Genomic DNA, 15395 nt, shown 5'->3' on the forward strand with positions numbered 1-15395 from the left:
TTTGGCCTGATAAATCAGGAGTAACCCTTGTTGTACAACGAGACTACAAACTGCACAGCACAAAGAAAAACCCCGTAGCTTCTTGCGAAACTACGGGGTTGAATCTGGTGGCCTGGACGGGGATCGAACCTGTGACACGCGGATTTTCAATCCGCTGCTCTACCAACTGAGCTACCGGGCCGTGAATGAAATTATAGCACGAAGCAGCAGCCTAAGCCGCGCGCTTGGCCTTAGATAAGTCGACCCCAAGCTGCTTGAGCTTGCGATACAAGTGCGTACGCTCCAAACCTGTTTTGTCAGCCACACGGGTCATGGAACCACTCTCTTGCGTGAGGTGGTATTCAAAGTAAGCGCGCTCAAACGCATCACGCGCTTCGCGCAGCGGTTGCTCCAAATCAAAGCTTTGATGTGTCGGCGGCAACACCACGGCTTGCGGCGTGACAAGTGATGCAGCGGCATCTTTGCTCGTGCTAGAAGCAAGTCCTTTGGCAGCTGGCGAAGCCATCGGCTTACGCATCAAACCCTGCTCAACCGCTTTGAGCAATTTCTGCATGGTGATGGGTTTTTCTAGGAATGCTTGTGCGCCAATCCGTGTCGCTTCGACCGCTGTATCGATGGTGGCATGGCCACTCATCATGATGACGGGCATGTTCAACAAACCGGCCCCTGCCCATTCTTTGAGCAAAGTCACGCCATCGGTGTCGGGCATCCAAATATCCAGCAAAACCAAATCAGGGCGTGCAGCTTGGCGTGCTATGCGTGCCTGCGCTGCGTTTTCCGCCACTTCAACGGCATGACCTTCGTCGTTGAGGATCTCAAACAGGAGGTCCCGAATGCCCAATTCGTCATCCACCACCAAAATGTTTGCCATGTCTTAACTTGTCTCGCTGAATTAAATGAGTTGGTTTTGTTGCGATTCTGCAACTTGGAATGATAACGACACTTGCGCCCCTATCACCCGCCCCTGTAATCCACGATTTTTCAAGTCAATGCGTGCCGAATGTTCATCAGCAATTTTCTTCACCACAGCCAATCCAAGGCCAGTGCCGCGCGTCTTGGTGGTCACATACGGCTCAAACGCACGGTTCAGAATTTTGGGAGGAAAGCCTGGCCCGTTGTCACGCACCACCAAGCGCACACGGCCTGATGTCGGCACCCATTGGGTGGCAATCGACACCATGGGATGTGCTTGCCCCTCGGTTGCGTCTTGCGCGTTTTGCAGCAGGTTGTGCACGACTTGGCGCAGCTGCTGCGCATCACCCAAGATGATGGGGCAAGCCACATCGAGTTGCGCATGCACTGGCACAGCAGCGTTCTCTGTCCCGTAAAGTTGCATCACGTCTTGCACCAAAGCATTCAAGTCCAGCGGCTTCAACTCAGCCACCGGCAGTCGTGCGTAATCACGAAACTCATTGACCAAACGCTTCATCGCATCCACTTGGTCCACGATGGTCTTGACCGATTTATTCAAGATCAGCTGTTCAGGCTCTTGCAGCTTGCCTGTGAGCTTCATCTCTAAACGCTCAGCCGAGAGCTGAATAGGTGTGAGCGGATTTTTAATCTCATGCGCCAAACGACGCGCCACTTCGCCCCAAGCTTGCGCACGTTGTGCAGAGACGATTTCAGAAATATCGTCAAACACCAACAAGCGACCGTTGTTAGGTAGCACGGCACCACGCGCCAGCAAGGTTATGTGCTGTTGCTTGTCATCACTCAACTGCACAGCCGGGCTGATGGCGGTGGCATGCAGTTCAAACGATTGCTGCCAATGGTCTAAACCGTGTTGACTGCGCTCGCCCAAGAAACCGTCAAACTCGTGGTGCACATGTTCGGCGAACTCCACCAAACCTTCGATATCACGCAACGAGCGGCCTTCCCATGCGGCCAATGGCACACGCAAGATCCGCGTGGCACCAGGGTTGGAAGATTTAATGCGACCATCCTCAGTCAACACAATCACACCGGCGGTGAGGTTATCGAGGATGGTTTGCAAGTTGGCACGCGAGGTGTGTACCTGCAGCATGCTTCGGTCCACCGCAGAACGGGCGTCAGCCAGTTGTTGGGTCATCTGGGCGAATGAGCGTGTCAAGCCACCCAATTCGTCTCGTCCTTGCAGTGCGGGCTTGGGGCTCAAGTCGCCGGCAGCCACATCACGCACACCTTCTGCCAACATCAGCAACGGACGAGCCAGTTGGTTACCCAACAACACGGCCAGCAGCACCGCACCAAACACTGCCAAAAATAAACTCAGGGTCAGGGTACCGATGTACATGCTGCGCAGCCCTTCTCGACCGAGTGCACGCTCTTGATACTCACGGTAGGCCACTTCTACAGCCAACGCATTGCTCACCAACGTCGGTGGGATAGCCTTGGTGACTTGCAACACACGCGGCTCAATCAACAGCCCCAAGCCAGAAGGCGCCACCAACACCAGTGCACGAATGCGCGCCTTGGCTGTGCCTTGCAATTCAGCTTCGTCCAAGCCGTCAATGGCTGTCACCACGCTTTGTGTTTTGACCAATCGCAACTGCGCAGGCGTGGGGCGGTCGGGATTGATTTTGTAGCGCGATTCGCCCGCACTGGAAATTGCTTGTCCGGCTGTACTCCACAAAATCACATCGTCTGCACCAAGCTGATCTTTCATGCGTTCAAGGGCAATGCCCACAGAAGCATCTGGCAGATCATTGATTTGCGAACTCGCCGCACGTGTTTTTTGACCGAGATCATTGGCCAAGGTGTCCAGTGTGATGCGCCCCAAGCTCAAGCCTGCATCTAAGGCCCCTTCAACCTTCACATCAAACCAACTCTCAATCGAACGGGATACGAATTGATACGACACGCTGTAAATCAACAAGCCTGGCAAAAAACCGACCAACGCAAATGTGGCGGCAATTTTGAGCAACAAACGACTGCCAAACTTTCCTTGACGTAACCGCATGAGTAAACGGCCAGACATCCAGACGATCACACCCATCAACAACGTGGCAACCACCACATTCAAGCCAAACAGTTGTCGGTAGTTTTGTTCGTAAAGTTCGCGGTTATCTGCGGCTTGCGTCAGCAAGAACAACAAAACCAATCCAAGCCCTAACACCACCGCAGCGCTGATGACCAACAACCATCTCAACTGAAAGCTAGAAAGGCGCGTGCGCTTTTCTGCAAGCTCGATCATGGCACCAGCTCCATACGCTGCGTTTTACCAAAGCTGATATTCCAATCACTTTGGCCAGCCGCACCGATTTGCAATGGACGCGGCAATTGTTTGAGATCCAGCTTGAAATTGATCGCTATGGTTTGCTTAGCATCCGAACTCACCTCGGCCGCATTCGCGATGCGCCATTGGACAATTCGACGCACAGCATTCAGCGCATCCTCGGCTGTGTCGTAACTTTGTCCCAGACTCACGCCCAAGCCACTGACATTGAAAGGCTGTGGCGAAATGTTGACGCGCCAGCGGCGCGTGAGGGGTTGGTAAAACAAACGCACATGGCGCTCTGCATGCGCAACACGTTGGTTGTAAAAATACCAACGCTCTTGACTGACATCCACTTCAGTCACGAAGTAAAGTGTGATGCCTTTGAGCAAGGCATCTTCTAGTGCGGGTGGCAAATCAAATCGCCACTGACCCGACATATACAGGCCTGTGTCTTGTCGTTCTAATTTCAGTCCTTGCAATTCAACTGTTGTATCAGCTTGCGCGACACCAGAAACAAACAGTGACATCACGACCAAGAGCGCCACGCACAGCTGCTGTCCGCGTTTGAGGCCACCCAAAATGAGCAGATCAAGGCGCAGAAAATTTTTCCAGCAGTGCGTAATAAAAGCCATCGTGGTCACCCTGTAGATTGTCGGTGAGCACGGCAGTTGTTGAGCCACTTTGGGGTCTTAAATGCCCCGGAGACGGCAGTAAACGGGCATTGGTGTTGTGTTCAACAAACGTTTTGGCTTGGTTCTCACCTTCAGCTCTGAAAACTGAACAGGTGCAGTACAACAAGCGACCACCAGGTTTGACCAAAGGCCACAACTGTTTGAGTAAATTTTTCTGAATCGCAGCCAGCTTGTCGATATCAGCCTCACGACGCAACCAACGCACATCTGGGTGACGTCGCACGATGCCCGAGGCTGTACACGGAGCATCCAAAAGAATCGCATCAAACAATTGGCCGTCCCACCATGTTTTGGTTTGTGCCGCATCGGCGGCAATCACCTTGGCTGAGCGGCCAATGCGTTGCAAGTTTTGCGTGATGCGTTCACAGCGTTGTGGATCAATGTCGAGAGCGATAACTTCAGAGGTGTCGCGGAGCAGCTCCAGCAAGTGCGCTGTCTTGCCCCCGGGTGCTGCGCAAGCGTCGAGCACGCGCAGTTTTTGATCTACGGGCGCGAGGTCTTTGAGCAAAATTTGCGCTGAGCATTGGCCAGCGGCATCTTGTACCGAACACAGACCTTCGGCAAATCCAGGTATGTCGCGCACGCTGTGGGCTTGCGCCAGTACCAAGCCTTGCTCGCCCACAGGCTGCGAGACGATGCCGTGGTTGGCCCAATCAGTTTGTAACGCCTCACGGCTGATGCGCGAGGTGTTGACCCGCCATGTCATGGGTGCGGCTTGGTTGTTCGCCTGCAGGATGTTTTGCCAATGGTCGGGGTGGTCATTTTGCAAGCGCTTAACCCACCACTCAGGATGATTCCATTGCGCGTGCACGTCGTTGTCTGTGGCTTTGACCAAGGCATCTCGCTCTCGCAAAAAGCGGCGCAAGCAAGCGTTTAAAAAGTTGGCTTGCATTTGCAAGCTTCGCGTTTTTTTGGCAGCTTCCACAGCTTGGTTGACCAAGGTGTGGGGCTCGTAAGGCGCATTCTCTGGGTCCCACGCCAAAGCCAGTGCGGTACACAGCAAGGCATCTGGTAAAGGTGCAGGCGCACGCGACGCCAGTTGCGCACGCAAGGCTTGCGCACGCCCCAACTGGCGCAAGGCCTGAAACAGCAAGGCTTGCACGCCAGGGCGCAAGCTTGACGGCACAGCCTCTAGGGCTGCCGTGCCAGACACACCACGCCGCACTTGCGCCAAGGCTTGGGCTACAGCTTGCAGCTGCTGCCACAGTGGGACAGAGGTGTTTTTGTGATCATTCATTCCAATATGCGTCCGGGTTTGAATTTGAACAAGCGCGCCATCAAAGTAGCGGGGAACATGTCAATCGATTCGTTGTAATGGGTCACAGCTTGGTTAAAGCGCTGCAAATCTGGCTGTGTCGCAATGCCCAGCTCGGCCCATCGTTGCGTCAATTCAGCAGGCACAGAGACGTAATACACATCGGGGTGCGTGAGGGCTTCCCATGCATCTTGCAAGTCACGACTCGTAGCCACCAAGGCAATAGAAGATGAAGGGTCCAAGGGATGCTCTTGCATGCGCGCCAAGGCCATGGCTGACAAATTAGCCGCCACTTGCAGCCGAGTCCAATGGCTGGCACCCAGCTCGGGCGACACCGCGGTTTGCCAACCCGAAGGCGACGTCACCGCCGCGGTCGTGGCCTCTTGCACCAGCGCTTGGTAACGCAGCATGAGCTCTTCGAGCACAGCAAACTGTTTGTTCACCGCCGTGCGCAAGCCCACCAAACGGCGGTACGCACCTACGCTCCAAAACACCATCACGGCCACGAACAGCCAAAACCACCACGCATCAAGCATGTTGAACTCCTTGTGCTTTCTCCGTTGAGCCCAAACAACAAAGGCCCTTTCGGGCCTTTGTTGAGGGGGTCGCTTTACGCTTCTTCGCCAGCGCCGTGATCGACTTGGGTCTCTTCGTCAGAAGATTCTCCAGCCAACTCAGCAGCTTCGGCTTCAGCAATGGCGCGGCGCTCGGCGTCGTCCATCGCGTCTTTGACCTTGCGTGCTTTGTGATAAGCCATGCCGGTACCTGCAGGAATCAGGCGGCCGACGATGACGTTTTCTTTCAAGCCACGCAATTCGTCGCGCTTGCCCATGATGGCCGCTTCGGTCAACACACGTGTGGTTTCTTGGAAAGAAGCCGCAGAGATGAACGAATCGGTCGACAAGGACGCTTTGGTAATACCCAACAACAAGTTGGTGAAAGTCGCGGGGACTTTGCCATCACGTTGCAGTGCTTCGTTGGTGTTGAGAATTTCAGAACGCTCAACTTGTTCGCCAGCGATGTAGTTAGAGTCACCCACGCTACCGACGACGACACGACGCAACATTTGACGCACGATCACTTCGATGTGCTTGTCGTTGATCTTCACACCTTGCAAGCGGTAAACGTCTTGGACTTCGTCAACGATGTAGCGAGCCAGCTCTTCCATGCCGAGCAAACGCAAGATGTCTTGTGGGTCGGCTGGGCCGTCCACAACGCTCTCGCCTTTGTTGACCACTTGGCCTTCGTGAACCAAGATGTTCTTCTCTTTAGGAATGAGTTCGTCCCACACTTTGCCTTCTGGGTCAGTGATCTGCAAACGCACCTTGCCTTTGGTTTCTTTACCAAACGACACAGTACCAGTCATCTCAGCCAACATGCCCTTGTCTTTGGGTGAGCGGGCTTCGAACAGTTCGGCCACACGTGGCAAACCGCCGGTAATGTCGCGGGTCTTTTGACCTTCAACAGGGATACGTGCCAAGACTTCGCCTGGGCCCACATCCATGCCGTCGCGCACTTGGAGCAACGCGCCAATTTGGAAGCCAATTGTCACTGCGTGGTCTGTGCCAGGAATCTTCACTTCTTTGCCAGAGGCGTCGATCAGCTTGACCTGTGGGCGAACCACTTTGGTTGCGCCGCGACGTTTCGGGTCAATCACCACCAAGGTGGACAAGCCTGTGACTTCGTCCATTTGCTTGGCCACAGTGAGGCCTTCTTCGACGTTCTCGAATTGCACCTTACCGGCGAATTCAGTGATGATGGGTCGTGTCAATGGATCCCAGTTCGCCAAGATCACACCGGCCTTGATGGTTTGGTCTGGCTTGATGGCCAAGATCGCACCGTATGGCACTTTGTGACGCTCACGCTCGCGACCATGTTCGTCGTGGATGGTGATTTCGCCAGAGCGAGAAATCACCACCAACTCACCTTTGGTGTTGGACACGTAGCGCATGGTGGCGTTGAAGCCAATCACACCGTTCGACTTGGCTTCGACGCTAGAAGCGACAGCTGCGCGAGACGCTGCACCACCGATGTGGAACGTACGCATGGTCAGCTGTGTACCAGGTTCACCGATGGACTGCGCAGCGATCACGCCGACAGCTTCACCGTTGTTCACCAAGCCACCGCGACCCAAGTCACGGCCGTAACACATGGCGCACAAGCCGAAGCGTGTTTCGCAATTCAATGCGGTGCGCACTTTGACTTCGTCGACGCCTGCGGCTTCGATTTCATCAATGATGTCTTCGTCCAGCATGACGCCAGCTTTGACCAACACCGCACGTGTTTCTGGGTTGAGCACATCTTCAATCGCTGTGCGGCCCAAGATGCGGTCGCGCAAGGATTCGATCACTTCACCACCTTCAACGATGGCGCGCATCAATTGACCGTTGGTCGTGCCGCAATCGTGTTCAGTGACGACCAAGTCTTGAGTCACGTCAACCAAACGACGTGTCAAGTAACCGGAGTTCGCTGTCTTCAACGCCGTGTCGGCCAGACCTTTACGTGCACCGTGGGTGGAAATAAAGTACTGCAACACGTTCAGACCTTCACGGAAGTTAGCCGTGATGGGTGTCTCAATGATGGAGCCGTCAGGCTTAGCCATCAAACCACGCATACCAGCCAACTGACGGATCTGAGCGGCAGAACCGCGAGCGCCAGAGTCGGCCATCATGTAGATGGAGTTGAACGATTCTTGTTCGACTTCTTTGCCATGGCGGTCGATGGTCTTCTCTTTGCGGAGTTGGTCCATCATCACCTTTGACACCGCGTCGCCAGCCTTACCCCAGATGTCAACCACCTTGTTGTAACGCTCGCCAGAAGTCACCAAACCGGACACGTATTGCTGTTCGATGTCTTTGACTTCTTTTTCAGACGCGCTGATGATGGCGCCTTTTTCTGGCGGCACCAACATGTCATCGATGGCAATCGAGATACCAGCGCGTGTGGCCAAACGGAAACCGTTTTGCAACAGCTTGTCAGCGAACACGACGGTTTCTTTCAAACCGCACTTGCGGAATGACACGTTGATGAGCTTAGAAATTTCTTTCTTCTTCAACGACTTGTTGATGTTCGAGAAAGGCAAGCCCTTAGGCAAGATTTCTGACAACAAAGCGCGGCCCACAGTCGTATCAACCAAGCTGGTGGTCGGCACGAATTCACCGGTTTCTTTGTCCTTGGTCCACTCAGTCAAACGCACGGCCACTTTGGCGGTCAATTCGACCACACCAGCGTCCAACGCGCGTTGCACTTCGGTCAAGTTGGCAAACACCAAGCCTTCGCCCTTGCCGTTGATACGGTCACGGGTGGCGTAGTACAAGCCCAACACAACGTCTTGAGAAGGAACGATAGAAGGTTCGCCGTTGGCAGGGAACAAGATGTTGTTCGAAGCCAGCATCAAGGTACGGGCTTCCATCTGTGCTTCCACAGACAAAGGCACGTGAACGGCCATTTGGTCACCGTCGAAGTCGGCGTTGAACGCTGAACAGACGAGTGGGTGCAACTGAATGGCTTTACCTTCGATCAAGATAGGTTCGAAGGCTTGAATACCCAAGCGGTGCAGCGTAGGCGCACGGTTCAGCATGACGGGGTGCTCTTTGATCACCTCTTCCAAGATGTCCCACACCACGGCTGAGCCTGATTCAACTTCTTTCTTCGCAGCCTTGATGGTGGTCGCGATGCCCATGGCTTCGAGACGCGAGAAGATGAAAGGCTTGAACAACTCGAGTGCCATCAACTTTGGCAAACCGCACTGGTGCAGTTTCAAAGTTGGGCCCACGGTAATCACTGAACGACCAGAGTAGTCGACGCGCTTACCCAACAAGTTTTGACGGAAACGACCGCTCTTACCTTTGATCATGTCAGCCAAAGACTTCAAGGCGCGCTTGTTGGCGCCTGTCATGGCCTTGCCGCGACGGCCGTTGTCCAGCAAGCTGTCCACGGCTTCTTGCAACATACGCTTTTCGTTGCGAGCAATGATTTCTGGAGCCTTCAGCTCGAGCAAACGACGCAGACGGCTGTTACGGTTGATCACGCGACGGTACAAATCGTTCAAATCGGAGGTCGCAAAACGACCGCCGTCCAACGGCACCAGTGGGCGCAAATCAGGTGGCAACACGGGCAAGACAGACAACACCATCCACTCGGGCTTGATGCCAGACTTCTTGAACGCTTCCATCAATTTCAAACGCTTGGCGTTCTTCTTGATCTTGAGTTCAGAGCCAGTCAGGTCGTTGCGCAGCTTCTCGATTTCTACGTCGAGGTCGAGACCTTCGAGCAAATCTTTGATACCTTCAGCGCCCATCTTGGCGATGAATTCGTCACCGTACTCCACCACTTTGGCTTCGTAGTCGTCTTCCGACATGATGGCGAATTTCTTCAAAGGTGTCATGCCGGGATCGGTCACAACATATGCTTCAAAGTACAACACGCGTTCGATGTCACGCAGCGTCATGTCAAGCACGAGGCCCAAACGTGATGGCAGCGACTTCAAGAACCAGATGTGGGCGCAAGGTGCGGCCAGGTCGATGTGCCCCATACGCTCGCGACGCACTTTGGTTTGTGTGACTTCAACGCCGCACTTCTCGCAAATCACGCCACGGTGCTTGAGGCGTTTGTATTTGCCGCACAAGCATTCGTAGTCTTTGATTGGTCCAAAAATCTTGGCGCAAAACAGACCATCGCGCTCGGGCTTGAAGGTACGGTAGTTGATGGTTTCTGGCTTTTTCACTTCGCCGAAAGACCATGAGCGGATCTTCTCTGGAGAAGCCATGCCAATTTTGATGGCATCGAAATGCTCATCGGGCGTGAACTGCTTGAACAGGTCGAGTAATGATTTCATGTTTTAAATCCTTATGTCGTCAAACCGCTTAAGCGCGGTCCAACTCAATGTCGATGCCCAATGAACGAATTTCTTTGACCAACACGTTGAACGATTCGGGCATGCCCGCTTCGATCGAGTGTTCGCCTTTGACAATGCTCTCGTACACCTTGGTACGGCCTTGCACGTCGTCGGACTTGACGGTCAACATTTCTTGCAATGTGTAAGACGCGCCGTAAGCTTCCAAAGCCCACACCTCCATCTCACCGAAACGCTGGCCACCGAACTGAGCCTTACCACCCAGCGGCTGCTGTGTGACCAAGCTGTATGGGCCGGTAGAACGTGCGTGCATCTTGTCGTCAACCAAATGATGGAGCTTCAAGAAGTGCATATAGCCGATGGTGGTTGGACGCTCGAAAGCTTCGCCCGTACGGCCATCAAACAAGTTCGCTTGTGTACGTGTGGCGGTCAGACCTTTCGCCTTGGCGATGTCATCTGGGTAAGCCAACTTCAACATGGTGCGGATGTCTTCTTCTGCAGCGCCGTCGAACACGGGGGTTGCAAATGGAACACCGTTGGTCAAGTTGCCAGCCATCTCGACAATTTGCGTGTCGTTGAGCTTGCTCAGGTCTTCCTTGCGGCCAGAACCGTTGTACAGCTCTTCCATGAAGGCGCGAATTTCAGCGGCCTTGGCCTGCTCTTGGAGCATGTTGCCAATGCGTTGACCGATACCTTTACCAGCCCAACCCAAGTGAACTTCCAACACCTGACCCACGTTCATACGTGAAGGAACGCCCAAGGGGTTCAACACGATGTCGCAAGGTGTGCCGTCGGCCATGTAAGGCATGTCTTCGACCGGAACGATCTTTGACACCACACCCTTGTTACCGTGACGGCCGGCCATCTTGTCACCAGGCTGCAAGCGACGCTTGACGGCCAAGTAAACCTTGACCATCTTCAACACGCCTGCTGGCAACTCGTCGCCTTGCGTCAACTTCTTGCGCTTCTCTTCGAAGGCCAAGTCAAAGCTGTGACGGGTTTGTTCCATCGCGTTCTTGATGCTTTCCAACTGGCCTGCAGTTTCTTCATCAGAAGGACGGATGTCGAACCAGTGGAACTTCTCGACAGAAGCCAAGTAGGCCTTGTCGATCTTGCTGCCCTTGGCCAACTTGTTAGGACCACCGTTGGCGGTTTTGCCGTTCAAGAGTTTTTCGATACGGTCAAACGCGTCAGCTTCCACGATGCGGAGCTGGTCGTTCAAGTCGAGACGGAAACGCTTGAGTTCGTCATCAATAATTTGCTGAGCACGCTTGTCGCGCACGATGCCTTCACGGGTGAAGACTTGCACGTCGATAACCGTACCTTGCGAACCTTGGCTCACGCGCAGTGATGTGTCTTTCACATCGCTGGCTTTTTCGCCGAAGATTGCTCGCAACAGTTTTTCTTCTGGTGTCAGTGTGGTTTCGCCTTTAGGCGTGACCTTGCCGACCAGTGTGTCGCCGGGTTGCACTTCTGCACCCACGTAGATGATGCCGGAGTCATCCAAACGGTTGAGTTGTTGCTCAGCCAAGTTTGGAATATCACGTGTGATTTCTTCTGCACCCAACTTGGTGTCACGTGCCATCACCACGAGTTCTTCGATGTGGATCGAGGTGTAGCGGTCTTCTGCCACCACGCGCTCGCTGATCAAGATCGAGTCTTCGAAGTTGTAGCCGTTCCATGGCATGAAGGCGATCAACATGTTTTGACCGATGGCGATTTCACCCAGGTCAGTTGATGCACCGTCAGCCACCACGTCACCCTTAGCAATCTTGTCGCCACGCTTGACGATTGGACGCTGATGGATGTTGGTGTTTTGGTTCGAACGTTGGTACTTGATGAGGTTGTAGATGTCCACGCCCACTTCGCCAGCTTGTGCTTCGGCGTCGTTCACGCGAACCACAACACGGGTTGCGTCAACATAGTCAACCACACCACCGCGAGTAGCCGTCACCACAGTGCCTGAGTCGACCGCAGCAACGCGCTCAATACCGGTACCGACCATTGGCTTTTCTGGACGCAACACGGGCACGGCTTGACGTGACATGTTGGCACCCATCAACGCGCGGTTCGCGTCATCGTGCTCGAGGAACGGAACCAAAGAGGCCGCCACTGACACGATCTGAGCTGGAGACACGTCCATGTACTGGATGCGCTCTGCACCGCACAAAATGGATTCGCCGTTTTCACGGGCAGATACCAAGTCGCCAGTCAGCTTGCCGTCTTTGTCCAAAGCCGCGTTGGCCTGAGCGATGACGTATTTGCCTTCTTCGATGGCGGACAAGTAATCGATGTCCATCGTCACTTTGGCATCCACCACGCGACGGTACGGAGTTTCAATGAAACCGTACTCGTTCAAACGGGCGTACAAAGCCAAAGAGTTGATCAAACCAATGTTTGGACCTTCTGGTGTTTCGATGGGGCACACACGACCGTAGTGGGTCACGTGCACGTCACGCACTTCAAAGCCTGCACGTTCGCGCGTCAAACCGCCTGGGCCCAAGGCTGAGACGCGACGCTTGTGCGTGATCTCGGCCAATGGGTTGGTTTGGTCCATGAACTGTGACAACTGTGATGCGCCGAAGAATTCTTTGAGCGCAGCAGAGATTGGCTTGGAGTTGATCAAGTCGTGAGGCATGAGCGGCTCTTGCTCGGCTTGGCCCAAACGCTCTTTCACGGCTTTTTCGATACGTGCCAAACCTGTGCGGTATTGGTTTTCGGCCAATTCGCCCACGCAACGCACGCGACGGTTACCCAAGTGGTCGATGTCATCGACTTCGCCACGGCCGTTACGCAAGTCCACCAAGATCTTCACAACTGACAAGATGTCGTCGTTGGTCAAGACCATAGGACCTGTAGATTCAGCAGTACCAACTTTGGCGTTGAACTTCATACGACCCACGCGCGACAAATCGTACGTGTCTGGGTTGTAGAACAAGCGCTGGAACAAGGCTTGCACCGCGTCTTCTGTTGGTGGCTCGCCAGGGCGCATCATGCGATAGATGGCCACGCGTGCAGCGAATTCGTCCACGGTTTCGTCTGTACGCAGCGTTTGCGAAATGTACGCACCTTGGTCGAGTTCGTTGGTGTAGATACATTGCAATTCTTGCACGCCGGCTTCGCGCAATTTCTTGAGCAAGGCTTCTGTCAACTCATCGTTGGCACGGGCAATCAATTCGCCGGTGTCGCTGTCGATGATGTTCTTGGCCAACACGCGGCCAATCAAGAAATCTTCTGGCACGCTGATGTGCGTGGTTTTGCTTTCGTCCAACTCGCGGGTGTGACGTGCAGTCACGCGCTTGTCTTTGGCAACGATCACTTTTCCGGCTTTGTCAGTGATGTCAAAGCGAGCCACTTCGCCGCGCAGACGCTCGGCCACAAATTCCATTTGTGCGCCGCTGTCCATCAAGCGGAAGTTGTCGTTCACGAAGAAGTTCGCGAGGATGGTTTCTGGTGTCAAGCCGATGGCTTTCAACAGAATAGAAACTGGCATCTTGCGGCGACGGTCGACGCGGAAGTACAGCAAGTCTTTGGGATCGAATTCGAAATCGAGCCATGAACCGCGGTAAGGGATGATGCGTGCGCTGAACAACAATTTGCCAGAGCTGTGTGTCTTGCCCTTATCGTGTTCGAAGAACACGCCAGGCGAACGGTGCAACTGAGACACGATCACGCGCTCTGTACCGTTGATGATGAAGGAACCTTTGTCAGTCATCAAAGGCACTTCGCCCATGTAGACCTCTTGCTCTTTCACTTCCTTGACCACTTTTGACTGTGGCGTCGAAGACTCACGGTCGTAAATGATGAGTTGCACGCGTGCGCGCACAGCTGAGGAGAAAGTCAAACCACGGGTTTGGCATTCGCGCACGTCAAATGCGGGCTTGGCCAAGTTGTATTCGAGATATTTCATCTCAACAAAACCGTTGTGCGACACGATCGGGAATGCAGCTTCAAAAGCAGCTTGCAGACCTTCGTTGGTACGCTTTTTAGGAATAACGTCAGCTTGCAAGAACGCGGTGTACGCGTCTTTTTGCATTTGCAACAAATATGGAATTTCCAGCACGCTGTCGCGGCTGCCGAAACTCTTGCGGATACGCTTGCGTTCGGTGTATGAGTAGGCCATGAGATCTCCGGGCTTGATCTTTCAGAACTGTTTTCAGCATGGGACATCACGTCCCACACGTCAGGCTTGGCGGCTGGCCTCTACCAGCGTTGGCGGACGGTTGCGCATTGCACGCAACCCGAACCAAGGCATCTTCTGCAGTTGGGGTCAGAAGACACTCAAAAGAAGGTTAATTTCGACCTGCTTTTGGGTGCGCTCTGTAAGCACAGAAGGCTGGAGGCCCTATTCGGGACACTCCAGCCTTGAAGGGAAACCGAATTACTTCAGTTCAACCTTAGCACCAGCTTCTTCGAGCTTCTTCTTAGCGGCTTCAGCGTCAGCCTTAGAAGCGCCTTCTTTCACAGCCTTTGGAGCGCCGTCAACCATGTCTTTGGCTTCTTTCAAGCCCAGACCGGTGATTTCGCGAACTGCTTTAATCACGGACACTTTGTTTGCGCCGGCTTCCATCAACATGACGTTGAATTCAGTCTTCTCTTCAGCAGCAGCAGCACCGCCACCAGCAGCAGCAGGAGCAGCCATAGCGGCAGCGCTCACGCCAAACTTCTCTTCGATGGCTTTCACCAGTTCGTTGAGTTCCAAGACCGTCATGCTGTCGAGCGCGGTCAAAAATGCGTCTTTATCGAATGCCATTTTTATTTCCTAACAATTAGTTAAAACACAAGCTGCGCATTAAGCGGCAGCTGTTTCGCCTTTTTGAGCAGCCAAAGCGCCCAACACCACTGCGGTGCGAGACATAGGCGACATCAACAAGCCACACAACTGAGCCAACAACACTTCTTTCGAAGGGATGCTTGCCAATTGCTTAACGCCGTTCGCGTCCAAAGCTTTACCACCGTAAACGCCAGCGCGGATCACCAACTTGTCGTTGGTTTTCGCGAAGTTAGCCACCACCTTAGCGGCAGCAATTGCGTCAACAGAGAAGCCATAGATCAGCGGACCGGTCATCTGGTCGGCGACAACTTCGAATGAGCTACCAGTCACAGCACGGCGTGCGAGTGTGTTTTTCAACACGCTCAGGGTCACACCGTTGCTGCGCGCTTGGTTGCGCAACTTAGTCATGTCAGCGACCGTGATGCCGCGGTATTCCGCAATCACCAGCGTTTGAGCTTGGGCGGCGAGCGTGGTCACTTCTGAAATGACCGCTTCTTTCTCACTGCGATTAAGACTCAAGGTCTACTCCTTTAAATGTGTCTTCAGGTCAATACCCGTTGACACGCCACTTTTGCAGCGACCTAACTGTCAGGAAGAATTCCGTCGAGCGGGATCGCCATCTG

The 15395-nt window shown here is 53.9% G+C and carries 9 protein-coding genes and 1 tRNA gene; all 10 read right to left on the reverse strand.

Features of this window, described 5'->3' with window-relative positions; translation table 11 throughout:
• Positions 1-105: 105 nt before the first annotated feature.
• A tRNA-Phe gene (locus tag LINBF2_RS11865) sits at positions 106-181 on the reverse strand.
• 30 nt (positions 182-211) lie between these two features.
• The gene (locus tag LINBF2_RS11870; protein ID WP_104800540.1) at positions 212-871 is read right to left on the reverse strand and encodes a response regulator; all 660 of its coding nucleotides are present in this window, start codon (positions 869-871) and stop codon (positions 212-214) included.
• A 21-nt stretch (positions 872-892) separates the two neighbouring features.
• On the reverse strand, positions 893-3172 hold the full coding sequence (locus tag LINBF2_RS11875; protein WP_104800539.1) for an ATP-binding protein: 2280 nt from the start codon (positions 3170-3172) through the stop codon (positions 893-895).
• Positions 3169-3723 (reverse strand): DUF4390 domain-containing protein, encoded by a 555-nt coding sequence (locus LINBF2_RS11880; protein WP_104800577.1) that lies wholly within the window; start codon positions 3721-3723, stop codon positions 3169-3171. The genes LINBF2_RS11875 and LINBF2_RS11880 overlap by 4 nt, the downstream gene beginning before the upstream one ends.
• A gap of 61 nt (positions 3724-3784) precedes the next feature.
• Positions 3785-5125, reverse strand: a complete 1341-nt coding sequence (gene rsmB, locus LINBF2_RS11885; protein ID WP_281889138.1) for a 16S rRNA (cytosine(967)-C(5))-methyltransferase RsmB — start codon at positions 5123-5125, stop codon at positions 3785-3787.
• The gene (locus LINBF2_RS11890; RefSeq protein ID WP_104800537.1) at positions 5122-5679 is read right to left on the reverse strand and encodes a LemA family protein; all 558 of its coding nucleotides are present in this window, start codon (positions 5677-5679) and stop codon (positions 5122-5124) included. The genes rsmB and LINBF2_RS11890 overlap by 4 nt, the downstream gene beginning before the upstream one ends.
• A 74-nt stretch (positions 5680-5753) precedes the next feature.
• A complete protein-coding gene (gene rpoC, locus LINBF2_RS11895) occupies positions 5754-9980 on the reverse strand; it encodes a DNA-directed RNA polymerase subunit beta' (protein WP_281889140.1) in 4227 nt (1408 codons plus the stop codon).
• A 28-nt stretch (positions 9981-10008) separates the two neighbouring features.
• Positions 10009-14121, reverse strand: a complete 4113-nt coding sequence (gene rpoB, locus LINBF2_RS11900) for a DNA-directed RNA polymerase subunit beta (RefSeq protein ID WP_108281662.1) — start codon at positions 14119-14121, stop codon at positions 10009-10011.
• Between the two features lie 258 nt (positions 14122-14379).
• Positions 14380-14751 (reverse strand): 50S ribosomal protein L7/L12, encoded by a 372-nt coding sequence (rplL, locus tag LINBF2_RS11905; RefSeq protein ID WP_104800534.1) that lies wholly within the window; start codon positions 14749-14751, stop codon positions 14380-14382.
• A 39-nt stretch (positions 14752-14790) separates the two neighbouring features.
• Positions 14791-15291 carry a 50S ribosomal protein L10 gene (rplJ, locus tag LINBF2_RS11910; protein WP_104800533.1) on the reverse strand — a complete coding sequence of 167 codons (501 nt, stop codon included), beginning with the start codon at positions 15289-15291 and terminating at the stop codon, positions 14791-14793.
• Between the last annotated feature and the right edge of the window lie 104 nt (positions 15292-15395).

The sequence above is a fragment of the Limnohabitans sp. TEGF004 genome, assembly GCF_027924965.1.
Classification (GTDB): Bacteria; Pseudomonadota; Gammaproteobacteria; order Burkholderiales; family Burkholderiaceae_C; genus Limnohabitans.

Excerpts from the sequence above, each read along its gene's own strand:
- LINBF2_RS11870 (WP_104800540.1), bottom strand. The coding sequence starts at position 871 with ATGGCAAACATTTTGGTGGTGGATGACGAATTGGGCATTCGGGACCTC.
- LINBF2_RS11875 (WP_104800539.1), bottom strand. The coding sequence starts at position 3,172 with ATGATCGAGCTTGCAGAAAAGCGCACGCGCCTTTCTAGCTTTCAGTTG.
- LINBF2_RS11880 (WP_104800577.1), bottom strand. The coding sequence starts at position 3,723 with ATGTCACTGTTTGTTTCTGGTGTCGCGCAAGCTGATACAACAGTTGAA.
- rsmB (WP_281889138.1), bottom strand. The coding sequence starts at position 5,125 with ATGAATGATCACAAAAACACCTCTGTCCCACTGTGGCAGCAGCTGCAA.
- LINBF2_RS11890 (WP_104800537.1), bottom strand. The coding sequence starts at position 5,679 with ATGCTTGATGCGTGGTGGTTTTGGCTGTTCGTGGCCGTGATGGTGTTT.
- rpoC (WP_281889140.1), bottom strand. The coding sequence starts at position 9,980 with ATGAAATCATTACTCGACCTGTTCAAGCAGTTCACGCCCGATGAGCAT.
- rpoB (WP_108281662.1), bottom strand. The coding sequence starts at position 14,121 with ATGGCCTACTCATACACCGAACGCAAGCGTATCCGCAAGAGTTTCGGC.
- rplL (WP_104800534.1), bottom strand. The coding sequence starts at position 14,751 with ATGGCATTCGATAAAGACGCATTTTTGACCGCGCTCGACAGCATGACG.